General features: G+C 59.3%; 26 protein-coding genes and 1 tRNA gene. 8 read left to right on the forward strand and 19 right to left on the reverse strand.

Features of this window, described 5'->3' with window-relative positions; genetic code table 11:
* The first annotated feature begins 2 nt into the window (after positions 1–2).
* A complete protein-coding gene (locus SIC17_RS08195; RefSeq protein WP_366940044.1) occupies positions 3–827 on the forward strand; it encodes a ParA family protein in 825 nt (274 codons plus the stop codon).
* Positions 824–1,735 carry a ParB/RepB/Spo0J family partition protein gene (locus SIC17_RS08200; RefSeq protein ID WP_291890947.1) on the forward strand — a complete coding sequence of 304 codons (912 nt, stop codon included), beginning with the start codon at positions 824–826 and terminating at the stop codon, positions 1,733–1,735. The genes SIC17_RS08195 and SIC17_RS08200 overlap by 4 nt, the downstream gene beginning before the upstream one ends.
* Here the strand turns inward: SIC17_RS08200 and holA are convergent.
* Genes holA through SIC17_RS08220 form a run of 4 tightly spaced genes read right to left on the reverse strand, consistent with a single transcriptional unit; the run spans position 1,732 to position 6,412 of the window.
* Positions 1,732–2,784, reverse strand: a complete 1,053-nt coding sequence (gene holA, locus SIC17_RS08205) for a DNA polymerase III subunit delta (RefSeq protein ID WP_291890948.1) — start codon at positions 2,782–2,784, stop codon at positions 1,732–1,734. The two genes, SIC17_RS08200 and holA, sit on opposite strands and share 4 nt — an antisense overlap.
* Positions 2,778–3,275 (reverse strand): LPS assembly lipoprotein LptE, encoded by a 498-nt coding sequence (gene lptE, locus SIC17_RS08210; RefSeq protein WP_291890949.1) that lies wholly within the window; start codon positions 3,273–3,275, stop codon positions 2,778–2,780. The genes holA and lptE overlap by 7 nt, the downstream gene beginning before the upstream one ends.
* 5 nt (positions 3,276–3,280) lie before the next feature.
* Positions 3,281–5,878, reverse strand: a complete 2,598-nt coding sequence (leuS, locus tag SIC17_RS08215) for a leucine--tRNA ligase (protein WP_291890950.1) — start codon at positions 5,876–5,878, stop codon at positions 3,281–3,283.
* Between the two features lie 42 nt (positions 5,879–5,920).
* Positions 5,921–6,412, reverse strand: a complete 492-nt coding sequence (locus tag SIC17_RS08220; protein WP_291890951.1) for a DUF3576 domain-containing protein — start codon at positions 6,410–6,412, stop codon at positions 5,921–5,923.
* A gap of 308 nt (positions 6,413–6,720) precedes the next feature.
* On the opposite strand from SIC17_RS08220, the gene SIC17_RS08225 reads away from it, so the two are divergent.
* Positions 6,721–7,890: a hypothetical protein gene (locus tag SIC17_RS08225; protein WP_412545054.1), complete on the forward strand. Its 1,170-nt coding sequence runs from the start codon at positions 6,721–6,723 to the stop codon at positions 7,888–7,890.
* 103 nt (positions 7,891–7,993) lie between these two features.
* Positions 7,994–8,422, forward strand: coding sequence for an NtrZ family periplasmic regulatory protein (locus tag SIC17_RS08230; protein WP_291890953.1), 429 nt, complete (start codon positions 7,994–7,996; stop codon positions 8,420–8,422).
* Here the strand turns inward: SIC17_RS08230 and SIC17_RS08235 are convergent.
* The gene (locus SIC17_RS08235; RefSeq protein ID WP_366940016.1) at positions 8,394–9,080 is read right to left on the reverse strand and encodes a thiamine phosphate synthase; all 687 of its coding nucleotides are present in this window, start codon (positions 9,078–9,080) and stop codon (positions 8,394–8,396) included. The genes SIC17_RS08230 and SIC17_RS08235 overlap by 29 nt on opposite strands.
* On the opposite strand from SIC17_RS08235, the gene SIC17_RS08240 reads away from it, so the two are divergent.
* Positions 9,034–9,702, forward strand: coding sequence for a YggS family pyridoxal phosphate-dependent enzyme (locus tag SIC17_RS08240; protein ID WP_291890954.1), 669 nt, complete (start codon positions 9,034–9,036; stop codon positions 9,700–9,702). The two genes, SIC17_RS08235 and SIC17_RS08240, sit on opposite strands and share 47 nt — an antisense overlap.
* Here SIC17_RS08240 and SIC17_RS08245 read toward each other — a convergent pair.
* Positions 9,699–10,199 (reverse strand): L,D-transpeptidase family protein, encoded by a 501-nt coding sequence (locus tag SIC17_RS08245; RefSeq protein ID WP_412545055.1) that lies wholly within the window; start codon positions 10,197–10,199, stop codon positions 9,699–9,701. The genes SIC17_RS08240 and SIC17_RS08245 overlap by 4 nt on opposite strands.
* A gap of 173 nt (positions 10,200–10,372) precedes the next feature.
* On the opposite strand from SIC17_RS08245, the gene SIC17_RS08250 reads away from it, so the two are divergent.
* A complete protein-coding gene (locus tag SIC17_RS08250) occupies positions 10,373–11,059 on the forward strand; it encodes a response regulator transcription factor (protein ID WP_291890956.1) in 687 nt (228 codons plus the stop codon).
* On the opposite strand, the gene xth is transcribed toward SIC17_RS08250, so the two are convergent.
* The 6 genes from xth to SIC17_RS08280 all read right to left on the reverse strand — a co-directional run bounded on the left by xth (position 11,056) and on the right by SIC17_RS08280 (position 18,346).
* Positions 11,056–11,874 carry an exodeoxyribonuclease III gene (gene xth, locus SIC17_RS08255; RefSeq protein WP_291890957.1) on the reverse strand — a complete coding sequence of 273 codons (819 nt, stop codon included), beginning with the start codon at positions 11,872–11,874 and terminating at the stop codon, positions 11,056–11,058. The two genes, SIC17_RS08250 and xth, sit on opposite strands and share 4 nt — an antisense overlap.
* Positions 11,871–12,545 carry a phosphoribosylanthranilate isomerase gene (locus SIC17_RS08260; protein ID WP_412545056.1) on the reverse strand — a complete coding sequence of 225 codons (675 nt, stop codon included), beginning with the start codon at positions 12,543–12,545 and terminating at the stop codon, positions 11,871–11,873. Before SIC17_RS08260 ends, xth begins: the two co-directional genes overlap by 4 nt.
* A 2-nt stretch (positions 12,546–12,547) precedes the next feature.
* The gene (locus tag SIC17_RS08265; protein ID WP_291890959.1) at positions 12,548–13,159 is read right to left on the reverse strand and encodes a hypothetical protein; all 612 of its coding nucleotides are present in this window, start codon (positions 13,157–13,159) and stop codon (positions 12,548–12,550) included.
* Between the two features lie 1,086 nt (positions 13,160–14,245).
* Complete coding sequence (locus tag SIC17_RS08270) at positions 14,246–14,914, reverse strand: LolA family protein (RefSeq protein WP_412545057.1); 669 nt, start codon at positions 14,912–14,914, stop codon at positions 14,246–14,248.
* 62 nt (positions 14,915–14,976) lie between these two features.
* Positions 14,977–15,831, reverse strand: coding sequence for a hypothetical protein (locus SIC17_RS08275; RefSeq protein ID WP_412545058.1), 855 nt, complete (start codon positions 15,829–15,831; stop codon positions 14,977–14,979).
* 91 nt (positions 15,832–15,922) lie between these two features.
* Positions 15,923–18,346, reverse strand: coding sequence for a DNA translocase FtsK (locus SIC17_RS08280; RefSeq protein WP_291890963.1), 2,424 nt, complete (start codon positions 18,344–18,346; stop codon positions 15,923–15,925).
* Between the two features lie 108 nt (positions 18,347–18,454).
* Here SIC17_RS08280 and SIC17_RS08285 point away from each other — a divergent pair, with 108 nt between their 5' ends.
* On the forward strand, positions 18,455–19,729 hold the full coding sequence (locus tag SIC17_RS08285) for a UbiH/UbiF/VisC/COQ6 family ubiquinone biosynthesis hydroxylase (RefSeq protein WP_412545059.1): 1,275 nt from the start codon (positions 18,455–18,457) through the stop codon (positions 19,727–19,729).
* Here SIC17_RS08285 and SIC17_RS08290 read toward each other — a convergent pair.
* Genes SIC17_RS08290 through SIC17_RS08310 form a run of 5 tightly spaced genes read right to left on the reverse strand, consistent with a single transcriptional unit; the run spans position 19,726 to position 22,261 of the window.
* Complete coding sequence (locus SIC17_RS08290) at positions 19,726–20,250, reverse strand: DsrE family protein (protein ID WP_412545060.1); 525 nt, start codon at positions 20,248–20,250, stop codon at positions 19,726–19,728. The genes SIC17_RS08285 and SIC17_RS08290 overlap by 4 nt on opposite strands.
* Before the next feature lie 15 nt (positions 20,251–20,265).
* Positions 20,266–20,565 carry a DUF971 domain-containing protein gene (locus tag SIC17_RS08295; protein ID WP_291890966.1) on the reverse strand — a complete coding sequence of 100 codons (300 nt, stop codon included), beginning with the start codon at positions 20,563–20,565 and terminating at the stop codon, positions 20,266–20,268.
* A 1-nt stretch (position 20,566) separates the two neighbouring features.
* Complete coding sequence (locus SIC17_RS08300) at positions 20,567–20,758, reverse strand: Trm112 family protein (protein ID WP_291890967.1); 192 nt, start codon at positions 20,756–20,758, stop codon at positions 20,567–20,569.
* A 10-nt stretch (positions 20,759–20,768) separates the two neighbouring features.
* On the reverse strand, positions 20,769–21,680 hold the full coding sequence (trxA, locus tag SIC17_RS08305) for a thioredoxin (RefSeq protein WP_291890968.1): 912 nt from the start codon (positions 21,678–21,680) through the stop codon (positions 20,769–20,771).
* 59 nt (positions 21,681–21,739) lie between these two features.
* A complete protein-coding gene (locus SIC17_RS08310) occupies positions 21,740–22,261 on the reverse strand; it encodes a prolyl-tRNA synthetase associated domain-containing protein (protein ID WP_412545061.1) in 522 nt (173 codons plus the stop codon).
* A gap of 132 nt (positions 22,262–22,393) precedes the next feature.
* On the opposite strand from SIC17_RS08310, the gene SIC17_RS08315 reads away from it, so the two are divergent.
* Positions 22,394–22,468: transfer RNA gene (locus SIC17_RS08315), tRNA-Gly, on the forward strand.
* A 10-nt stretch (positions 22,469–22,478) separates the two neighbouring features.
* Here the strand turns inward: SIC17_RS08315 and SIC17_RS08320 are convergent.
* A complete protein-coding gene (locus SIC17_RS08320; RefSeq protein ID WP_412545062.1) occupies positions 22,479–22,631 on the reverse strand; it encodes a hypothetical protein in 153 nt (50 codons plus the stop codon).
* A gap of 148 nt (positions 22,632–22,779) precedes the next feature.
* Positions 22,780–23,166, reverse strand: coding sequence for a helix-turn-helix domain-containing protein (locus SIC17_RS08325; RefSeq protein WP_291890971.1), 387 nt, complete (start codon positions 23,164–23,166; stop codon positions 22,780–22,782).
* Positions 23,167–23,633 lie beyond the last annotated feature (467 nt).

Here is a 23,633-nt window from a genome sequence, read left to right on the forward strand (position 1 = left end):
ACCTGCGCAGCAGCGCTCCCCGCGTGATTTCCGTCGCCAACCAGAAGGGCGGCGTTGGCAAGACCACAACCGCAATAAATCTCGGAACGGCCCTCGCCGCAATCAAGCAACGCGTGGTGATTATTGACCTGGATCCCCAGGGAAATGCCTCGACTGGACTGGGTGTTCCGCCTGCTGACAGACAGGTGACAGCCTTTGATATCCTGGTCGGCGACGAACCGCTCCAGAACGCCCTCACCAAGACGGTCGTTCCCGGGCTTCAGATCGTTCCATCTGACGTGCTTTTGTCCGGTGCCGAGCTGGAGCTGGCCAATGACAATCGTCGGTCATACCGGTTGAAGCGCGCGATAGAGAATTATGCCGCAGATGCTCATCGTGACGGCATAGACTACATACTGATTGATTGTCCGCCTTCTCTGAACGTGCTCACGGTCAATGCCCTGACAGCTTCGGATTCCATCCTGGTGCCGCTCCAGTGTGAATTCTTTGCCCTTGAGGGCCTCACCCAATTGCTCAAGACGGTCGAGCGTGTGCGCGGGCATCTGAACGCCAAACTGGATATCCAGGGCCTGGTTCTGACCATGTATGACAGCCGCAACAATCTCTCTGCAGAGGTCGCGGCAGATGTACGCGAGCATTTCGGTGACAAGGTCTACAAGACCGTGATACCGCGCAATGTCCGTGTCTCCGAAGCGCCGTCCATGGGCAAACCGGTCTTGCTCTACGATCTCAGTTGTGCGGGCTCCAAGGCTTATGTCGCGCTGGCCAAGGAAGTCGTTCGCCAGGAGCGCAAGAGAAAATCTGAACAGGAAAGTGAAGTCGCATGAGTCCCGCCGAAAAGAACAAGCGCCTCGGGCGCGGTCTGTCAGCTCTGCTCGGAGAGACCCAGGAAGAGACTTTTGAAAGTAGTGAAACCGGTACGACCGGGTCGGACCGCCCACGCGGCGTCACCGAAATTTCCATCGATCTCATCCAGCCCAATCCGGATCAGCCCCGCAAGACGATGGTCGAGGCAGAACTTGCTGCCCTGGCGGAGTCCATTGCGGAAAAGGGAGTGGTCCAGCCTATTCTTGTGCGCCCGGTCGATGGTGGTACGAGGTATGAAATCGTAGCAGGCGAACGTCGCTGGCGCGCCGCCCAGCGTGCCCGTCTGCATGAAATTCCGGCACTCGTTCGAGAGTTGACGGACCGTGAGACGCTGGAAATCGGCATTGTCGAAAACGTTCAGCGCGCAGACCTCAACCCGATTGAAGAAGCGCAATCCTATCGCCAGCTGATCGATCGTTTCGGTCATACCCAGGAAGATGTCGCGCAGGCCGTGGCCAAGAGCCGATCGCATATCGCCAACATGATGCGCCTGTTGAACCTGCCTGGCGGGATCCAGAAATATGTGGCGGACGGTCAATTGTCTGCTGGCCATGCCCGGGCGATCGCAACGGCTCCCAATGCCCAAGAGCTGGCGGACGAGATTATCGCTCGCGGTTTGTCTGTGCGTGAGGCAGAGCGCCTGGCAAAGGGCGTCGCAGCGCCGGAGAAAAAGTCTCGCGGCAAGTCAAACGGAGCGGGAGAGGATAAGGACGCAGACACCCGCGCACTTGAAGCCGACATAATGTCTCGTCTTGGATTGTCGGTGGACATTCGGCACGGCGCCAAGGGCGGTGAAATTCGTGTACACTACCAGACATTGGAACAGCTGGATGATGTGTGTCGTCGGTTGAGTGGCGGATCGGTTTAGCGTCGCGCTCTCGCGGCGCCACGTGCCAGTCGAAGCACCAGATCCCCGGTCAGGGCTTCTGAGGGGCTTCCAGAACGCTTGATTTGACGTTCAAGGTCGAAAGCCAGCTCCCGCGCGGCGTCCAGCCTCCGCCCCTGCCAGAAACCCATTTGTCGTTTAAATTGAGCAGCTTGTGGACCGAACCGTGGCGCTCCGGATCGCGCGATTGCGCCATCATTTCCGCCGTTGGCGTGCGCAATTCCAAATTGATCCAAACGGCGCTGTATCGCCCGCAAAACCGCAACCGGGCTGACACCAGCACTCATCGCACGCGCATAACTTGAATCCAGTGAATTGAGATCACCGTCAAAGAGCGGTCCGATAACTGCATCCAGCGCACTATCGCCATGGTCGGCGGCGACAGCATCTACATCTTCTGCGCGAACCAGGTCATCGCCTTCCTGGCGCTGGTCGCGAAGACCCTTGTAGAGGATGAGTTTCTCGATTTCATTTCGAGCCATTGCCCGGTCGCCCTCTAGCTTGGGCAGCCAGCTGGCCCTTGCATCGGTATCAAGGCTCAAACCTTCCGTACGCAACATTTCGTCAGCGAGATCGCCCAGCGATTGTGAATTGTCGGCGTAACAGGCAATCGCCCCAGCCCGTTTGGCTGGTTCAAACGCCTTGCGGAGCTTTCCCCGCGGGGTTAGATCGCCGGATTCCACGACCAGTCGAGCCTCGAAGTCTTGCCCGGCTTCGATCTGGCCCAGCACATCGAGAACCGGGCCGCTGCCAGTCTCACCGCTGAGACGGACCCGCACCAGACGAGCACCGCCCGTCAGTGACATTGCGGCCATGGCATCAGCGAGACTGGCGGGGTCAGCCTTTAGGTCTTCTTCTGTCAATTGAGTGAGGGCGAATGGATCGTCCGGGTCCTCGAGCAGGTTTTTCGTCAGCCCGTCCGCACGCTCATGCGCCAGACCCCGGTCCGGTCCGAAAACAAGGAAGGCCGTATAAGAGGGGTCAGGTCGGGCGACCTGTCGATCAGCATCGCGTGGTGCGATCTTTACCAAAGCTCACTGTTCCTTGCGGCGCGAGCAAGTTGCATGGTGATGCGTTCAGCCACTTCACCTGCGGCCCTTTCCTCCGCGTCCAAACGCGCTGCCTGAGTGGCGTAGGCTTCGTTGGACGCATTGTAGGACGCTTCAGTGGAGACCTGGCCGGCGAAAACGACGTTGCCGCTACCAGAATTGACGACCTCGTAGGAGACCCTGAGCTGGACAGCATACCGTACAGCAATAGCTTCGGCGCCAATGCCGAGTCCAAGAACATTCGTGGTGCTTTGTGTGCGTAGAGTCAGCGGTCCGGTCGCCGCTCGCGCACCCATGGTATCGAGAAGCGCTTCCTGGAGCAGAAAGTCGATACGTTCCTCGCCCGTCTCGATCCGAACGTCTTCGAGGCCGCGTGCTGCGCTGCCTGCTCCATACATGGGTGTGAACCCGCAGGCTGAGAGGCCAAGCGTCAGGCTCAAAACAAGGACGGCAGCGAAACGACGACCACTCATGAGAACTATCCTGCGACGATATTGACGATCCGGTCAGGTACAACGATGACCTTGCGTACCGTAAGCCCTTCCAGGCTGCGCGCTACCCCTTCATTGGCCAAAGCGGCGGATTTTACGCTGTCCTGGTCGCTGCCACGGGCAATTTCCAGTTCTCCGCGCTTCTTGCCATTGATCTGGATTGGCATGGTCACACTGTTCTCGACCAGCAGGGCAGGATCGGCTTCCGGCCAGGCCGCGTCGATGACAAGGCCTTCACCGCCCAGACGTGCCCAACATTCTTCCGCGAGGTGCGGGATGAAGGGCGCGATCAGACGCGCCAGGATACCCAGGCTTTCGGCACGGGCCGCCAGAGAGGCTTCGTCATCCGCGCTGCACTTGCGCAAGGTGTTGACGAGGTCATGGATCTGCGCGACGGCCGAATTGAAACGGAAGCCCTCAATTGCCTCTGTAACGGAAGCGGCGGCCTTGTGAGCCGCTTTTCTGGCATCAAGCGCAGGCCCACTGGCTTGCTGTGCCACGCTCATCGGGCCGGGAGCACCTTCTGGCAAGGCATCCACGGTGGACCAGAGGCGTTGGATAAAGCGCCAGACGCCTTCGACACCGCTGTCGGTATATTCGACATCACGTTCAGGCGGGGAATCCGAGAGCACGAACCAGCGCGCGGCATCGGCTCCGAAATCGGCGATGAACGCATCCAGATCCACGACGTTTTTCTTGGACTTGGACATTTTCTCGATGGCGCCGACAGAGACAGCGCCTCCGCCATTGATCTCGACGTATTTCTCGTCTTTGCGCTCGACCTCTTCCGGCAACAGCCAACGGCCATCGGCGGATCTGTAGGTCTCGTGCGTGACCATGCCCTGGGTGAACAAGCCTGCAAACGGCTCGCCCGTGGGCAGGTTCATCAAGCCGGCATTGTTCAGGGCCCGCGAGAAGAAGCGCGCATAGAGCAGGTGCAGGATGGCATGTTCGATGCCGCCTACATACTGGTCGACTGGCATCCAGTAATTGGCATCATCAGCGACAAAGGGGTCCGTGTCAGACCAGGGGGAGGTAAAGCGCAGGAAATACCAGGAAGAACACACAAAAGTGTCCAGCGTGTCGGTCTCGCGGCGCGCCTCGCCACCACATTTGGGGCAGGTGGTGTGTTTCCAGGTCGGGTGACGTTCCAGTGGATTGCTCGGATGATCAAAAGTGACATCCTTTGGCAGCTCCACGGGGAGCTGGTCTTCCGGAACCGGAAGGGTTCCACAGCTGTCACAGTGGATGACCGGAATCGGACATCCCCAGTAACGCTGACGGGACACCAGCCAGTCGCGCAGACGATAGGTCGTAGCGCCCTCACCCAGCTTGCGCTTTTCCAGTTCTTCAATCGCGCGCTCGATTGCGTCAACCGTGCTCAGCCCGTCGAGGAATTTGGAGTTATAGATCGTACCCGGACCCGTATAGGCCTCGTCAGTGATCGTGTGCGTTGCTGCATCGGATTCCGGTGGCAGAACTACAGGATTGACCGGCAGCTCGTACTTATTGGCGAAATCCAGGTCTCGCTGATCGCCGGCCGGAGAACCGAATATGGCGCCCGTGCCATAGGTCGAGAGTACGAAATTCGCGGTCCAGACCGGCAATTCCCATTCCGGATCAAAGGGGTGCCGGACAGTAATTCCAAGATCCACCCCCTTTTTGGGTGCTTTCTCGATCTCTTCTTCTGACGTACCCATGCGCTCGCATTCGCGGCGGAAGCGATCAAGTTCCGGATTGTCTTCCGAAAGTTTTTTGACGATCGGGTGGTCCGGAGCGAGGGCCAGGAAACTGGCACCAAACAACGTGTCCGGGCGTGTGGTGAAAACGTCGATCGTGGCACCGAATTCCTCGGCAATATCCTCATCCGTGAGCGGGAACGAAACTTGCGCACCGCGCGAACGACCAATCCAATTGGACTGCATGGTCCGGACCTTGTCAGGCCAGCGATCGAGCTCCTCCAGACCATCTGTTAGTACATCGGCGTAGTCGGTGATCTTGAAGAACCACTGGTCCAGCTCACGCTGCACAACCAGCGCGCCAGAGCGCCAGCCACGTCCATCAATCACCTGTTCATTGGCCAGAACTGTCTGGTCAACCGGGTCCCAGTTGACCTTTGCGGTCTGGCGATGGACCAGACCGCGCTCAAACAGTTTCAGGAAAATCGCTTGCTGGTGGCGATAATAGGTTGGATCGCAGGTCGCGAATTCACGCGACCAGTCCAGAGCGAGGCCGAGACGCTGCAGCTGTCCGCGCATGGCGTCGATATTGTCATAGGTCCAGTCACCCGGGTGTACGCCGCGATCACGCGCCGCATTTTCTGCGGGCAAACCGAAAGCATCCCATCCCATCGGGTGCAGGACGTTATAGCCGCGCGCACGTTTATAGCGCGCTACAACATCGCCCATCGCATAATTGCGGGAATGTCCGACGTGAATGCGACCCGATGGATAGGGAAACATTTCAAGGACATAGTATTTGGGTGCGTCGCCCGCCTCGTCAGCGGTCCTGGCCCGAAAGGAGTCACGCTCCGCCCATGCCGATTGCCACTTGGGTTCGGCTTCGCTCGGATTGTATCGGCTCATTTAGTGCAACGCGACGTTCGTCGCGCTCCCGATGGACCGGGGTCAGTCTTCCAGTTGCGAGATACGCAGCTGGCGCGCCCGGGTCAGAATGGCGTTTTCGATTTCATATGCGGTTTCGGTGCTGGCTACAGCATCGATCCAGCCGCCGTTTTCATCGCGAACCTGGCGGAAGACGTTTACAGCCAGCGCGTCGGCGCGCAGACGTGTATCGAGGATGTAGACGGTCAGCTTGAAGCGTTCATTTGTCATCTGCGGGTTGGCATACCAATCCGTGATGATGACGCCGCCAAAGGGGTCAACCTCTGCCAGTGGCATGAAGCTGATCGTGTCCAGGCTGGCGCGCCAGAGATAGCCGTTGACGCCGATGCCTTCTACGGAGATCTCGTTGCCACCACCCAGCGGATTGGGAATGGACGGCAGACGGAAGCCGGAAGACTGCTCCGAGGAGGCGGCATCATTGCCACGCGAAGCGCATGCGGGAAGTACGAGCACCGAGGCGGCAAGAACGGCACCGAGAATCCGACGGTCAAACATCAGCCGCGACTCCTTCAAAACAAGACGGCGAAAAACAGAGTTGCAATGGGAAACAAAGATTTCCCACATTTTCAAGCTTTGTATAACACGCCATTTCCCTTAGGCCAGCGCTGAAAGGCACCCGGGTGAACCGTGGCAAATCTATCACAGACCACCAAGAACCAGTTTGTTTGAGATATCACCTACTTGACCGGAGGGGCCTGCTCATTTCCCTTAAAGGCGCGACGTCCGGGGGGACGGGGCCGATCGGCGGGGCCGTGAGTATGTTGAGGACATTTAGCGCGTATCTTTTCGCAGCTGGGTCCGTAATGCTCACGGCTCCGCCGACTTTTTCTCAAGACACTCCCAGCGCCCAGAGCAGCCTGCAGATCGACGCGGGTCTGACGATTGCGCTCAATGACGGCGAGAAATCCGATGTGTTTGCCGATCTGGAAGCGCGCTTTGAGTGGGAGAATATCACCCAGGAGGGGCGTCGCTATGGCTTTGTCCTGGCCGGTCGGGCCGAGCGCGACCCCGGGCGCGCTGGCTGGGGCGGGGCGGCGGGCAATTGTCCTGACGGCATAGCCGATTGTGCTGGTGACGGAGCCGGGGATGTGCTCCGCGGCGTCACTTCCGGCTTCTATGCGGCCCACAGCGGTCAATCCGACCCCCTGCGCGGAGCGCTGACCCACGCCTTTGGCTATGTCCATATGGGATATGGCGAGGTGCGTCTTGGATATGGTGACGGGGCGGCCCGTCTCGATGCTGTGGCACCACCGACCGCCTTCCGGCTCTCAAGAGCTGATAACGGCCGGGTTGATATCACCGGTCTTTCAGGCTCACGCACCTATAATTATGCTTCCGGCCAGGCACCGAAACTCGTTCTGCGTTCGATTGCACTGGGCCAGGCCCGTTCGATCGGAAGTTTCCGCGGTAGTCTTTCCTATACGCCGGAGGCAAATGGATGCGGCGTTGACTATTGCGACCATGCGCCCGGCGCTTCGGGTGTCCTCTCTGCAGATATCGAGAATATCGTGGAGGCAGGGCTTTTCTACGAGCTGCACCGTGGTGAGACAGAGTTGAGTTTTTCCCTGGGTTACGCCTCCGGGCAGTCCAATTCTGCTGTGCCGGTTTTCGAGGATCTTGATGTCACCAACGCCGGGGTGCGTGTTCAGAGAGGCGCCTGGTCCGGCGGTGTACGCTGGCTGTCGAGCAATAATGCAACCGGCGGAGACTACGAGGCCCTTTCCGCGTCAATCGCCCGCGAAAGCGGCGACTGGCTTTACACACTCGAATGGTCGAACTTTGGCGATAATACCGTGCATGCAGACGGTCGCTCGATCCAGATAGGCGGCTCAAAACTGATTGGAGATCATTGGCTTGCCGGGGCCGGCCTGCAGTATGCGGAGCGTCGGGAAGCAATGATCTCTCCGCTGGGGCGGCGTCACATTGAGCAGGATTCCACAACATTTTTCCTAGAACTCGGCTGGCGATATTGACAAATCGGCAACACGAATAGGGAAACTCCCGCAAGTTCATCAAAAACTACTTGGGTGAATGTGTTTGCTGCCGCTATGTTGAATGCGTGAGAGGGAGCAATCCATGTTCATCGGGAACGTCACATCGCGGTTTTGCATGAAAGCAGCCGGCGCCATAGCGCTGTTCGCTGCTGTCTGCGTACCTGCGCATGCTCAGGACGCTGCCGAAGAGACCAGCATCGAATCCGATGCACCTTGGTATGAGTCCTTCTCCCTGAACCAGGACGCCGGATTGCCGCAGGCCTTGGAAGAAGTTCCGACCATTGATTGGTCCGTGAACGACCGCCTCGGTATTACTCTGGGTATTCGTGAAGATCTGGGTCGTCCGACGGATGCCGATGATTTCAGTGCGCGTTTTACCTATGATCTCAATGATCGTTTCCGCTTTGGTGGCCAGTTCCGTTTTTCCTCGCCGACGGATGAACTCTTCATGCTCGAGGAGAATGAAGAGCCGGAGCCGGAGATCAAGTTTGAGTCGTCCGTACGTTTCTGATCCCGCCGACCATCGCACACCCCGCCAACCCTCGGTTCGCTAGACGCCCGAGGGTTTTTTTGTGCACACCGCCAAGCGCAATGAGCGGAAGCGGACTGCGCCGCGCCAAAAGGGCGACACGCCCGGGTGTGACCGGTGGGCCGGCGCTGGGGCTTTTGGAGCGGAAGACGCTGGAAACCAGGGCGGCGTCGATGCCCGCGCGCGATGCTCTATGTATTGCGGCCTCACTGTGAGCGGAGCTGGTGAAGATCTCGCCAGCGCCACGCGCGCGTGCCGAATACGCAGCTGGCAGCATGTGCTCGGGCCAGTGCACGCCGTCTGCTCCGACCGTCCGCACAAGGTCTAGATCTGACGACACCAGGAAGGTGATCCCCCTTCTCAGCGAGGCCGCTCTCAATTCTGTCGCGACATCAAGGCGATCCTCTGCCCCGAAATGACGGTAGATGAAACCGCTGCCGGGAGGCGCATGCTCAAACACATCCAGGGGATCGGTCTGTCGCGCTGGATCGGTCAGCACCCATAACCGGGGCAGGTCACCGGCAACCCTTGCAAACAGGCGCTCCGCGGATATTGCCAATCGGCTTCCCAGCGCATATGGCGGGCGTATGAGCATGAGTAACGAGATCTCCGCGAACCGGGACCTGATCCTGAACCGCATCGGCAAGGCCGCGCAAGCGTTTGGTCGCCCTGCTGACAGTGTACAACTGGTCGCCGTTTCCAAGCGTCAGCCGGAAGCCCGCATCGATGCCGCCCTGGCCGCTGGTCAGAGAGTGTTCGGCGAGAACCGGGTTCAGGAAGCGCAGCAGCACTGGGAGGCTCGGCGGGATCAGTATGCGGATCTGGAACTTCGGCTGATTGGCCCGCTGCAGACCAACAAGGCTGCCGACGCTGTCGCCTTGTTTGATGTCATCGAGAGTGTTGACCGGGAGAAGCTTGCACGCGCTCTGGCCAGCGAGATGGTCAAGCAGGATCGCCAGCCACGTCTCTATGTCCAGGTGAATACCGGCGAGGAGGAGCAGAAATCGGGAATTGCTCCCGCAGATCTACCGGCCTTTCTCGCTCTGTGTCGCGAGGAGCTGGGTCTCGAGATCGAAGGCTTGATGTGTATTCCGCCGGTGCAGGAGCCGGCCGGGCTGCATTTTGCGCTCCTGGCCAGGCTCGCGCGCGAGAATGATGTGGCCAGGCTCTCCATGGGGATGAGCGCGGACTATGAAACGGCCATCCAGTTGGGCGCAACTTCGGTCCGCGTGGGCACAGCTGTTTTTGGCAGCCGCGACTAGCCGATCACAATGTGATCGCCGGGTCTGACCAATCTCAGAAAGCTTCGGACGTCGGCATTCGCCAGGGCGACACAGCCTTCTGTTGGCTGATAATCCCCGCGCTTGCAATGCAGGAAAATTGCCGATCCAGCACCCGGGGTCGGCGGATCATCATTGTGCCCCAGCACCACGACAATGTCGTAAAGCTCGTCCTCTCGCCACATCTTTTCGTGTGAGGCCATGAACGGCAGGCGGACCGGGCAGTTATAGGCCGCGTCCTGCGGCGCATCGCACCAGCCATCATCTTCCCGAAGCGCGCGGCACGGAAGTGCGGTTTCCGGTGGCTCGCCGCGGTCCGGACGATAGAGAACCCGGCGAACCGGATAGCGGCCGGTGGGTGTCGCGCCATCACCTTCGCGTTTGTCGTCTGCGGCGATCACACCGGATCGCCCTAACGCCGCCCTCACATGAATGTCGGCGCCCGTGATCCATCCGTCAGTTGAAACTTTCCAGTCCATGACCACATAGCTAGCGCAGAATGAGCGGTTTCGCGAGCGCAGTGAGTCAGGTTAATTGGTCTTGTGGATCAGAGACTTGCTTTCATGGCTCCACATTCGCTTGAAGGGTAGGCTGAAGCGGACAGGCCGGGCAGATGATTTGCCTTGTTCCGCGAAATGGGCATGATCAAAACATGAGCGCACAAAAAACCATCCTGATTATTGATGACGATGATGATCTGCGTGAGGCGCTGATCGATCAATTCGCCCTTCACGAGGAATTCCGCACAATCGAGGCCGATACGGCCGGTGGCGGCATCAGCCGCTCCAAAGAAGAGCGGGCTGATCTTATCCTGCTGGACGTGGAATTGCCGGACATGGACGGGCGCGAGGCTTGCCGCCTGATGCGCAAGAATGGTGTCAGCTCACCGATCGTCATGCTGACGGGTCAGGATACTGATGCCGACCAGATCCTGGGTCTGGAATCCGGTGCGAATGACTACGTCACCAAGCCGTTCAAGTTTTCCGTTCTCCTGGCCCGTGTTCGCGCGCATCTGCGTTCGCACGAGCAGAGCGAGGATGCTGTCTTCCAGATCGGGCCGTATGAGTTCCGTCCGGCGATGAAGCTGCTGGTCACCGAGGATGAGCGCAAGGTGCGTCTCACCGAGAAAGAGACCAATATTCTCAAATACCTCTATCGTGCCGGCGGCAAGCCTGTGCCGCGCGACGAACTGTTGCACGAGGTCTGGGGATATAATCCAGCCGTCACCACGCACACGCTGGAGACCCATATCTACCGCCTGCGCCAGAAAATCGAGCCGGACACGTCCCATGCGCGTCTTCTGGTGACAGAGAGCGGTGGCTACCGGCTCTCGAGCTAGTCTCGGCCCTCGATGCGCAGCGTAACCGGTGCGTGATCAGATGGTTTCTCGTACCCGCGCAGGTCTTCCCATACCTTGAAACCGTCCCGGCCGGCGGCGACAGAGCGGTCTTTTACGCTGGGGGCGGCCCAGATGTGATCAAGGCGTCGACCGCGATTGGCCTTGCGCCAGTCCCGCGCGCGATAGCTCCACCATGTGTAGACCTTCTCGTCCATCGGCACGAGTTCGCGGGCGATATCAGCGAAGTCACCTGCCTGGCGGATGCGCTCCAGCGCCTCGGTCTCGACCGGTGTGTGGGAAACGACTTTCAGCAATTGCTTGTGCGACCAGACATCGTGTTCATAGGGCGCAATATTGAAATCACCGACCAGGACCAGCGGGGCGTCTTCGGCATGGCGGTCGCCGAAATAGGTCTCCAGGCGCGCCAGGAATTCCATCTTGTGGGCGAACCGCGGATTGGTCTCCGGGTTCGGCTCGTCTCCGCCGGCCGGGATATAGAAATTGTGCAGTTCGATGCCTTCGACCATCACACGCTGGTGACGAGCTTCTTCGCGCGGGCACAGGCCTTCATCGCCGATATCTTCCAGCGGGAATTTCGAGGCAATGGCCACGCCATGCATGCCCTTCTGGCCGCGTACGTGGAAATGAGAGAAGCCCATTTCGCGGAAAGCCTCTTCGGGAAACTCGTGGTTCTGGCACTTGATCTCCTGCAGGCAGAGCACGTCCGGATCGGCCTGTTTCACCCACTCGGCGACCAGCGGCGCACGAAGACGGACAGAATTGATGTTCCAGGTAGCAAGGGTAAATCCGGTCATGTTCTTTCCTGATCGGCAAGACGAAGGGCTTGCACAAATTCCTGCAGTAATTCGGCGTCCAGCGCATCTTCCTGGCGCAGGCTGGAGCACAGATCAACGCCGTATGGGCGCACCCTCCTGACAGCGTCCAGGACATTGCCTGCCTTCAAGCCACCGGCCAGCATGACCGGCTTGTTTGTCGCGGCGACGAAGCGAGCGCTGATCGACCAGTCGTGCACATCGCCGGTGCCACCCAATGTTTCGATGGCCGCGCTCGGCTTCCCGCTGTCCAGCAGGAAGGCGTCGATGTGACGCTCATAACGCGAGATAAGTCCGAGAGCGCCCTCGTCCTCGACATGGATGACCTGGACCAGGTTCAGCTCAGGCCGGGACGATCGCAGGCGCTCGAGCTCGTCCGGGTCGAGATGCCGGACAATCTGCAGATTGCTCACACCGCTCTCTTCGGCAGCAGCGGCGAGGGTCGTGGCCGTGGTTTCGCTGGTCAGCAGCCAGGGCTCAACCGTGTCGGGAAGTTCGGCAGCGATGCTACGCGCTTGTGCATAGGTGATCGTGCCCGGGCCCGAGGGCATCGGGCCGACCAGACCGAGGATATCTGCGCCAGCGGCAACAGCCATACGCGCCTCGCCCACGCTCTTGATGCAGCAGACCTTGAGGCGGGTTCGGACGGCCATGATCAGAGGATGTTGTAGGTATTGCCAGCCAGGCCAACGGGCCAGCGACCACGGGCAAACAGGCGCCAACGAGCTAGGAAGGGATGCGGGTCGTCCTCGCCATCGGCCTCGGCCATGACCACAAGCGCGGCACCATTGGCGGCCTGGGCCAGGGCCCCGGCGGCAGCGTGGACGAGCTCGATATCGGTGACGTCGGAGATGGCAGCCGCATCCTCAACCGCGTCGCGGGCTGTATCGCCGGTTTGCTGGGCGATCAGGGCAAGGGCTGCGGAGACCGCCTGCTCGTCCAGGCGCTCAAGAGCTTGCGCCACGAGAGCGGTGCGCAGCATTTCCTCCGCTTCCCAGCTGATCGGATCGCGGTCGAGCGTTTCCGCGGCAATAGCAGCGTCGTCCCAGTCCGAAAGCAGCGCCGGCTCGGCTTCGGGAAAGCCCAGTCCATCCAGGTAATAACGGGACAGGGCCTGTTCGCGGGCGTCCAGCGGCTCTCCCAGGCGGGAAAACCAGGTGTTGGCGTTCATACTGTCGGCAAAGGCCTTGACCCGATACAGCAGCGGAATTTCTTCCAGCAGGCGCGGGACGTCAGGCGTTTCCGGTTCGTCGTCTTCGAAATACATGGCGTCTATCTAGCGCGAGATCGGCCGGGCGCAACAGGGCGAAACGGCGAGTCCTAGCTCCAGGCACCGACGTTTTTGCCGGGCCAGCACCTCCACCACCAGCCCATAGAAACAGTAGGACCCTACATCGCGGTCGCTTTTTTACTTTGCTTGGTCTCGAGAGCTGGATCCTCGGACGGCAAGCGAGACGAGGGGAGGAAACAGCCAGATTGACAGGATCGGTAGGAAGAACACTTGTAGGCCACGCAATCCAGATCGTCGGAACATCCTGATTGTCCACACGGTCAATGCGAGATAGGCCGTGACCACGAGAGGCCCAAAATATACGGTCTGATTGGCTGCCACGAGGTAAGTGCTCACGGATAACCACGCGCCTGCACCGATTATCAATTGCCTGATACCGAACCGTTCGAATCGCCACAAAGCATAGGTATTGGGAAACAGGATCATCGCTGGAACGAAGAAATAAAGCAGGTCTGTTGTGCGGTACTGACCAACGAGTACCGGCACAGCTCTCGAAAGCTCGGTGATTAAAAGAAGTCCACCGAAGAAAATCGCGTAGTAAGAATATCTAATCATCGCTCTTGCTCACGACGTCTCCGGTTAGACCTTCTGACGCAGCAACTGTTGCCTCGATATTGATTGTGACTTCGAACAAGTAACCACGCATACCGTCGCGTTTCGTCAGACAATAAGTGTGATCAACCAGACCACCTCTCTAGCGAGCATACTTGGGTACTCGAAAACTGACAATTCGGTGGCGATTCCGGAGTGGATAACGAGTTGCTTTTCGTCGGAACCATCAGGCGGGGCGCCTAAGGAGCCGGGAAATTCATCGTCACCCCAAATAGAAAGCGCCCGGTCTCGAGGGGGGTGAGACCGGGCGCTAAAGCCATGCGCCTGTTAATTTCAGCGCAGCGCCGGGAGGGGATCAAACCGGCGCAACTGAGAGGGACGGATCCGCTAGCGGGGGGACGACGCTGATCCATAACGCCCGTCAGTCAGCGTTACAATAACGCCACAGTTTCTCTCTTTCTGCAAATAAAAAATGATAAAGAAATTGCATGTGGCAAAAAAACATCAACTCTATCGGCGCCCGCGACGCGAATCACGGCCATCATCGGGTTCGGGGATGACGAAGAGGCGGGGGCTCAATTCGACATCAACCTCTTGATCCTGAATGATAACTCGCGTCATCTGACCCAGAGCGTCGGTGACGAACCACTCACGAAGAATGTATGTCGGCTCTTCAAAAACGAATTGCACCGTACCCTGCATTTCATCATTCGGATCGCGCAGGGTGACATAGATGAAGCCGAGCTCACGCACGATATCGATGATCTCTGCATCCGCAGCCAGATCGATCTCGTCGGCCAGCAGCCAGTAGAGCGGTGTGGAGCGGATAGGCGCGCGATCAACGGTCTCCAGGGCGGCATCCTCGATCGCCACTGTCGTGCCGTCGGCAATCACCGTGATCGGGCTGGGGTCGTCATATTCGAAGCGCAACCGGCCGGGCCGGTCCATGGAAAGCAGTCCGCTGATCAGCGCGCCGTGCGGAGACACCTGGGTAAAGCGGGCCCGCATCGTATCGACGGAGTTGAGATAGCCATTGATCCCGGCCATCGCGGCATCGGCATCGAAAGTGTCGGCAGCTGTGGTTTCAGCCGAAGCCGGTTCGGCTGTCGATTGCTCCGGCGTGGTCTGTGCGGGGTCGGCGGCCTGAAGGAACAGGCTTGACAGTAACATCGTAATCATGGCGACAAGCTGGACCGGTATTGCGGCACGAGCAAGACCGGTCCGTTCATTTTCACGGCAGTTTAATCAGCCTGAGAGGTATAGCTCACTTCGTGCAAGGACAGTTGCGACTGACGCCAGTGCGGCGAGAAGATGAACCGCCCGTCCGGCGTTCCACCACTGGAGTTCAGCATGATCTCCTCGTCGGCAAAATCATCCAGCACAGTCAGGCCCAGCTGCTCATTCCAGTGTAGAAGACGACCATTCAGGTCACTGAGGATCAGCCCGCCCCGTCCATCGGTCACGACACCGTCCAGCGAGCCCTCGCCCTCGAAAATCACCTCATAGTCGTATGTTTCCGGGTCGACGCGGACCAGATTTCCAACGCCGCTCGAACACACGACATAGATCCAGCCATCAACAAACTCGATACCGTTTGCCCCGGTGAAGGCCTCTCCGGCAGCAACCTGGCTCCAGACGCCGTCATGATGGCGGAACAGCGCGCCGACGCGCGTATCCGTTGCCCACAGGGCACCTTCACCGTCGATGGCGAGATCATTGAACAACGCTGCGTCTTCAGGTGCTTCAAGGCGTTCGATCTCACGGCCGGTCTGGCGGTCGAGGATGATGACGCGCTGACCCTGGTCGCTGAAATAGACACGATCCGCGGAACTGATAATGCCCAGCGGGCCTTCATAGCCGCTCGCCCAGTATTCCTGGAACTCTCCCGTCACCAGGTGCAGGCGGGAGAGATAGCCGCCCTGTTCGGCATTCTCCGGGCCCTGGTTGCCGATTATGGCCCAGTCGCTGTTGGCCGGGACATGCACGGCCTCCGGGCGGGAGACATTGTCGGTGCGCCAGATTTCAGTGGCAGTGGGTTGGGTAAAGGCGGGCGCGCTCAGCGCGGCGGCCACAAGGATACCGGATACGAGTTTCATCTATTCCTCACAATGCCGCGCGAGGAGACAAGCAGGTCAAAGGCCCTGGGGCCATTCAACACAGCGTCAGCGAGATTACGGATGTTTCAGGTCAGCCTTCGCCGTGTTCCGGCAGAAAGATCTCACGACGGCCGGCATGGTCACCCGGGCCGATCATGCCTTCTTCTTCCATGCGTTCGATCAGCGTGGCGGCGCGGTTATAGCCGATCTGCAGGCGGCGCTGGATATAGCTGGTCGAGGCCTTGCGGTCCTTGGCTACAAGAGCGACGGCCTGGTCGAACAGTGCATCGCCGCTGCCCTCGCCTTCCATGCCCGGAATGCCGTCCTCGTCTTCCTCGCCACCGGCAGTGATCGCGTCGAGATATTCTGGAGCAGCCTGTTTTTTCAGGAAGCTGGCAATGTCCTCGACCTCCCGGTCGGAAACGAACGGGCCGTGCAGGCGGCGCAAACGGCCACCGGATGCCATGTACAGTAGGTCACCCATGCCCAGCAGCTGTTCGGCACCCTGTTCGCCCAGGATCGTCCGACTGTCGATCTTGGACGTCACCGAATAGGAGATCCGGGTCGGGAAGTTGGCCTTGATCGTACCGGTAATGACGTCCACGGACGGGCGCTGGGTCGCTGTGACAAGGTGAATGCCGGCGGCTCGGGCCATCTGGGCCAGACGCTGGACGGCGGCTTCGATCTCCTTGCCGGCGACCATCATCAGATCCGCCATCTCGTCGATGATGACGACGATATAGGGCATTTTCTCGGTCTCGATCGTCTCGGTCTCGAAGATGGGTTCACCGGTTTCCTTGTCATAGCCGGTCTGGACGGTCCGGGAGAGGTCTTCGCCCTTCTCCATCGCTTCGACGACACGCTCATTGAAGCCGGAGACATTCCGCACGCCGATCTTGGACATGCGCAGATAGCGGCTTTCCATTTCGCGCACGGCCCATTTCAGGGCGACCACAGCCTTTTTCGGATCCGTGACGACCGGTGTCAGCAGGTGGGGAATGCCGTCATAGACCGAGAGTTCCAGCATTTTCGGATCGATCATGATCATCCGGCACTCTTCCGGCGGCAGGCGGTAGAGCAGTGAGAGGATCATGGCATTGATACCCACCGACTTACCCGAGCCCGTCGTACCGGCAATCAGCAGGTGTGGCATGCGCGCCAGGTCGGCGACGAAGGGTTCGCCGCCAATGGTTTCACCCAGTGCCATGGGCAGCTCGGCCTTGGCGTCCTCAAAGGCCTTGGCATTGAGCAAGGCGCGCAGAAAGACGGTTTCCCGCTGGGCGTTGGGAAGTTCGATACCGATGGCATTGCGGCCGGGAACCACGGCAACACGGGCTGCGGTGGTACTCATCGAACGAGCGATATCGTCTGCCAGATTGATCACGCGTGAGGATTTCACACCCGGCGCCGGCTCGAATTCATAGAGCGTTACAACCGGGCCCGGTCGAACCTGGACGATCTCGCCCTTCACACCGAAATCGGACAGGACACCTTGCAAGAGCTCGGCATTCTGGCGCAGCGCGGCCTCATCGACCGCATCATTGCGAATGGCGGGTTTGGCCAGAAGATCCAGGCGCGGAAGCTTGAAGCCCTTGGTCTTGGCAAAGGGCAAGGCACCCTGAGCTTCACGGACATCCCGGCCGGAGGCCTTGGCTTTCTTTGTCGCTGCGACTTTCACCGTGGATGCGATACCGCCGGGAACCGGTTCGGAGATATCGTCGATCTCGGGCTCGTCATCCGCTTTGGCAGCGGCGCGCATGGCCTTGCGCAGCGGAGGGTCCTCGCGCGATGGCTCGCGGCGTTCTACCGTCGGCTCGGTGTCTGCGTCACCGCCAAACAGACGGCTGATTGATGGGCCAATGCCACGCAGGGCGTCGATCCATACACGCACGGTCGCCCAGGCCAGACTGGCGACATCGGCCGCCGAAGCAATGTCGCCGGAGCGCAGGCCAAACGTCATGAACACGCCCAATATCGCGATCAGGAATCCGACGCCCGCCGAAATAATGTCAGCGGACGGTAGATCAAGCGCTTGTGGGCCTTGGGCCACGAACCCGGCCATCAGGTCACCGAGCGAACCGCCCAGACCGGTCGGGAAGGGCCAGGTCGCGGGAATAGGGAGCGCGCTCAGGCACATGCCCAGTCCCAACGTGCCGATGATGGCAAAGAACCAGCGTGAGGGAGCCATGGAATGGGAGCGATGGCGCGGCATGCGCCAGATCATGATCCCGCCCCAGAGGATGCAGGCGATCGCCGGGAAGCCGGCCGACCACCCAACGAGCTGCAGGGAGAGATCCGCCAGACCGGCGCCGAAGCTTCCCATGAAGTTCCTGACTTCATTGGCAGACGCGACATTCCAGCTCGGGTCGAGCGGGTTGTAGGTCAGCAGGGAGACGAGCAAAAACAGCCCGCCGACCAGCATGATGCTGCCAAAAATCACGTCGCGCGCACGTAGCCGCCAGAGCGGCGGTTGTTTGGCGACAGGTTCGTCAGTTGGCTGGGTACGCTTGGACATGCGGATCATTTAGCCCTGTAAGGGTTCCCGGGGCGTTAACAGAAGATAAAGCAGGCCGCGGCGCTGTGTCCGCTTTTCACAGGCGTCAATCCGCCTATGCTCCCGTTCATGACGCAGGAATATTTCTTTGAAGGTGATGTGGTCATTGTCGGCGGTGGTCTGGCCGGTCTGACACTGGCCCTGGCGATGGACCAGGCGGGACTGTCGGTTGCCGTGGTGGACGCATTGCCGGTCGAGGACCAGCTGGCGCCGACGTTTGACGGTCGCTCCTCGGCGTTGGCCTACACGTCCTGGCGCATGTTTGAGGCACTCGGCGTCGCTGAACATCTCCACCCCCACACGCAACGCATTGAACATATTCTGGTCTGTGATGGCCGACCCTATGGCGGCACCAAGCCTGGCGGTCCGGGTCGACACTCCCTGCATTTCGACAGGCGCGAAATCAGTGACGGACCCGATGGTGAGCCCCTGGGCTGGATGGCCGAGAACCGGCATACCCGGCACGCTCTGGTCAAGGTGCTCAAGAACCGTGACCGGATTGTGGCCATCTCACCGGCCAAGGTTATCAACCACGAGATTTTTGGTGACCACGGCGAAGTTACCCTGGATGACGGGCGTAAGCTGTCCGCGTCGCTGATCGTTGCCTGTGATGGCAAGTTCTCCCGCCGCAAGGCACAGAGCGGGGTTCGATCCTATGGCTGGAATTACGGTCAGAACGGTGTGGTCGCCACGGTGCAGCATGAGGAACCACACAATGGTGTGGCCTATGAATACTTTATGCCGGCTGGGCCATTCGCCATCCTGCCACTTCCTGACAACCGCTCTTCGCTCGTCTGGACCGAGGGCGACAAGGCAGCCGCAGCGCTGAAGAATGCATCGGACGAGGTTTTCCAATACGAGCTGGAAAACCGGTTCGGTGATTTTCTCGGCAAGGTTCGCCCTGTGGGGCCGCGCTGGGTCTATCCGCTGGGCCTGCGTTATTCAGAGCATTTCTGTCAGCCGCGCCTCGCCTTTGTTGGTGACGCTGCCCGCGGTATCCACCCGATCGCGGGTCAGGGTTTCAATCTTGGTCTTCGCGATGCGGCCGCTCTGGCGGAAGTGTGTGGCGAGGCCAAACGCACCGGTCATGATCTGGGTGCCCTGACGACCCTGCGAAGATATGAGGACTGGCGGAAATTCGACAGCGCCACACTGGCGGTCGGTACCGACATCTTCACGCGCCTCTTCTCCAATGACATTGAGCCGATACGTCACATTCGCGGGCTCGGCCTGTCGATCGTCAATGCGATTCCGCCGGCGCGTCGGTTCTTTATGCGCCAGGCCGGCGGCGAGACGGGTGATCCGCCTCGTCTGCTCAAGGGCGAAAAGCTGACCGCAGCCTAGAACGGGTTGAGCGTATAGCCCTCTGCCTGCAGCACGGCATGGGCTGTCATGGCAGACAGTGCCATTTCAACGCCCGGAAGAAGATTGGCCGTCGCAACATCGTAATAGGCGGCGCTCTGCCCACAGACATAGATACGCACACCATGTTCAACGAGTTGTGCGATCAAGGCTGCATTAGCGTTTGCCGCGCCTTCATGGCGCCCAGCATAGATGGTGGCATCGGCGACATCATGCACGCCGACACCATGGACCACGATGGCCAGGTTGAGGTTTTCAACCGGAACTCCGGCACGGACATGCATGTTGAGAAAGCGCGCCGCGCTGACCAGATTGCGGTTCAGCTCGCCCGCGTCGGCCTCGGCAGCAAAGTCGAAACTGTGACGGAAGATGAAGCCTTCCGGGATCACCATCTCGGCGTCGACTAACGCATTCGGTCCGAAATCGGTGATCTGCGGTCCGGTCGTGAAATCATCCGGACCTGTTGTTGTCAGCACCAGAGCTGCAAGAAAAGTGGCCAGCATTTACGTCCCCTGTAATCAGCGGGACGCCTCTCCCAGCGCGTAGAGATAGTCCCAGGTGAACAGACCACTATCATGGCCGTCATCGAAGATCAGCCGCACAGCGTAACGCCCGACAGGCTCGGCACCTGTGACGAGGACGTTTTCCTTGCCAGTAACCGTAACTTTCTGGTCTGGGCTGTGGCCCTGCACCTCTGCGCTGGGGCTTTCCACACGCAGGGTCTCGAAGGGAATGGAGAATTCCGCCTCATTGTCGAAACGCGCAATCAACGCCTTGTCGCTTTTGCTAAAGCGGAGCTCGGTGGGCCAGGGGCGCATGTCAGTCCTCGATCTGGCGGGCTTCGTCGGGAAGCATGATCGGAATGCCGTCGCGGATCGGATAGGCCAGTCCCGCGCTCTCGGAAATCAGTTCCTGGGCATCCTTGTCATAGGACAGCGTGCTGCGAGTAACCGGGCAGACCAGGATTTCCAGCAGTTTCGGATCAACGACGTGTTGCGGAGTTTCGCTCATCTTCTTGTCCTTATGAGAAGAGGATTGAGGAGAGGCGGCGGCGGCCGTCGCGGGTGACTTCGCTCATCGGTCCTTCGGCTTCGAAGACCTTGAGCAGGAGAGTACGTGCAGCCTGTTCATTCCATTCGCGGTCCAGCGCGGTAATGGCGATCAGCTGGTCAACGGCGCCCGACTGGTCACCGGCCGCGATCAGGGCTTCGGCGAGATCATAACGCGCCTGTAGATCACTGGCATTGGCGGCGACTTTCTGACGCAGAACGGCAGTTTCGGCGTCATCGCTCGGGGCGCCGGAGGCTAGGTCGATGGCGGACTGGGCACCTTCCACGGCCGGGTGGGAGCGCTCTGCTTCCGGAACCTGTTCCAGGATCTGGCGGGCCTTCTCGATATCACCGCTCTGGATCCAGACACGCGCGAGGCCTGCGAGGGCTGCGACGTGTTTCTGGTCATTCTGCAGCACGGCCGCGAAGGCTTGCGATGCGCTCTGAAGATCGTTGGCCTGCAGGGCCTGCATTCCCTGTTCGACATAGGCCTGAAGCTCTTCCGGGCTCGGGCCATTACCCGAGATACGACGGATGAAATCGCGGATCTGGCTTTCCGGCAGAGCGCCCATGAAACCATCAACCGGCTGGCCATTCTTGAACGCGAACACGGCCGGGATGGATTGCACCCGCAATTGCTGTGCGATGCCCGGGTTTTCGTCGATATTGATCTTGACCAGTTTGACCGTGCCTTCGGCTTCACGAACCACATGTTCGATCATGGGGCCAAGCTGACGACAGGGACCGCACCAGGGCGCCCAGAAATCGACTAGAACCGGGACGTCCTTGGACGGTTCCACGACGTCAGCCATGAAAGTCTGGTCAGTGGAGTCCTTTACCAGGTCATCGCTGGCGGCGGTGTTGGGATCATTCAGCGTGGTCATGGTTCTGCCTTGTATCTTTCATCCCCTAAGTGGCGGCAAAGGACGGGGAGTGCAAGTTCTCAAACTGTGTCGGGCGGTGCTGTTTCAAGCTCGGAGAAATCGAAAATCACCGGCTCGTGACCCGTCGCACGGACGAATTTGAGCAAATCCTCGCTGGCGATTGCTGTGGTGGCGTCGTTAAGCAGGGGATGGAAATTGACGATCTCATGCTCGAACAGGGCCTTGTCCAGAACCATGCGGACGCGTGTGTCTACATCATTGATGAGTGCGAAGGCCGTTACCGAACCTGGGCGCACGCCGAGTGTCTCGAAGAGCAGGTCTTCCTTGCCGAAGGACAGCCGTTGGGTGCCCAGATGACGGTGGAGCTTGTTGATGCGGATCGTCGTCTCGCCCAGTGCCGAGATCAAAACGATCTGCCCCTTCTTGTCCTTGAGGAAGAGATTCTTGGTGTGTCCTCCCGGCATGGAGGCCTTGATATGCTGACCCTCCTCGACGGTAAAAACGGGCTCATGCTCCACCGTGGAATGCGAAATCCCATGGTCGTCGAAGAAGTCGAACAGGTCGTTGCGGCTCTTGTGCATGAGCCTTTTGAAGCCTGCCTCCAAGGGCATTTCAAGACCGCTGCATGTGAACCGCTTGTGGGGCTTGCATTCCTTTTCCGTTTGCGCGATATACCCCGCTCCCCAGCGGGGCCACGGCCTTGCAAACATTGAGCGGGCGTAGCTCAGGGGTAGAGCGTCACCTTGCCAAGGTGAATGTCGTGAGTTCGAATCTCATCGCCCGCTCCATTCTCTCTTCTCAGAGTTTCCGGAATATCGTCTTCAACATGTCATTGGCATGTACCGGCTTGCGCTCGCGTGCGACCGTCTTGGCGCGAAGTGTGCCGTGCAGGAGTTCCATCGAGCTGTAGCTCGTGTCACGCTCGGTCGAGTTTTCGCTGGTCTTGCGCATGTCGCTCTCCTGTTGCCGGGTTCTATCAGTGTCAGGATGCCAGCGGTGTGCGACGGAGCTGGGGCTTTGCGAAGGAAATTCAGGGGCAGAAAAAAAGCCGAACGGAGGCAAACCCGTTCGGCTTCAATTCATCTGGATGTCCGTGCGCTTATTCCGAAAGGGAGCGCAGTAGATCAATCACACGTCGGCGAACCGTCTGGTCCTTGATGCCGGAAAAGGCTGATGCCAGGGCCAGGCCATCCGGGCTGGCAATGAAATCATACAGCGTGTCGGAGTCCTCACCCTTGAGCTCCGAGCTGCCGCTCTCGTCCAGACCTTCAAAGAAATAGGCAACCGGGACTTCCATGACCTTGGCCACGTGGAAGAGTCGGCTGGCGCCAATACGATTGGTGCCGCGCTCGTACTTCTGGACCTGTTGGAAGGTTACGCCGAGTTTTTCGCCGAGCTCGGACTGGCTCATATCCAGGAGACTTCGGCGCAGACGTAGGCGTGCGCCTACATGCTGGTCAATACTCGTCGGGCCTCTCGCACTCATTTTGTCCTCATAGTCTGTGGCTATATTTCAATATGTCGCAATTCGAACATGGAGGGCAGAAATCATCACAGTATCAGGGATTGTTCTTAGGTATGAATTCTTGAACGATCCAGTCACTTCTCAGCTTGATCCGATCTGTTTACAGAAAATCCGGGGATGCCCTCCCGGACTGTATCGACCTGGTTTCCAGTCACGCCTAACAGTATTTCTGTAATCTTGCCGTCTAACACGTTGGCGAAACGCAAAATTCGCCTCCATGTCCATATTTCGAAGAACACCAAACACCTGATCTGGCGATAGTTTTAGATTATGTGGTTTCCTGAAGTTTAGGGAGTTTTGTCACACAACCCAAAGTGCGGGTTGTGCTGCCCCTGTTGAGAAAATCGGAGATTGCGGGCGGGCCGACACGATTGAAGTCGTGCGCCGGTATTATTAAATTCGTCCGGCTGCGCAGTGATTTCCCTGCA

Origin of the sequence: Maricaulis sp. MIT060901 (assembly GCF_047123815.1) — a bacterium.
Taxonomy (GTDB): domain Bacteria; phylum Pseudomonadota; class Alphaproteobacteria; order Caulobacterales; family Maricaulaceae; genus Maricaulis.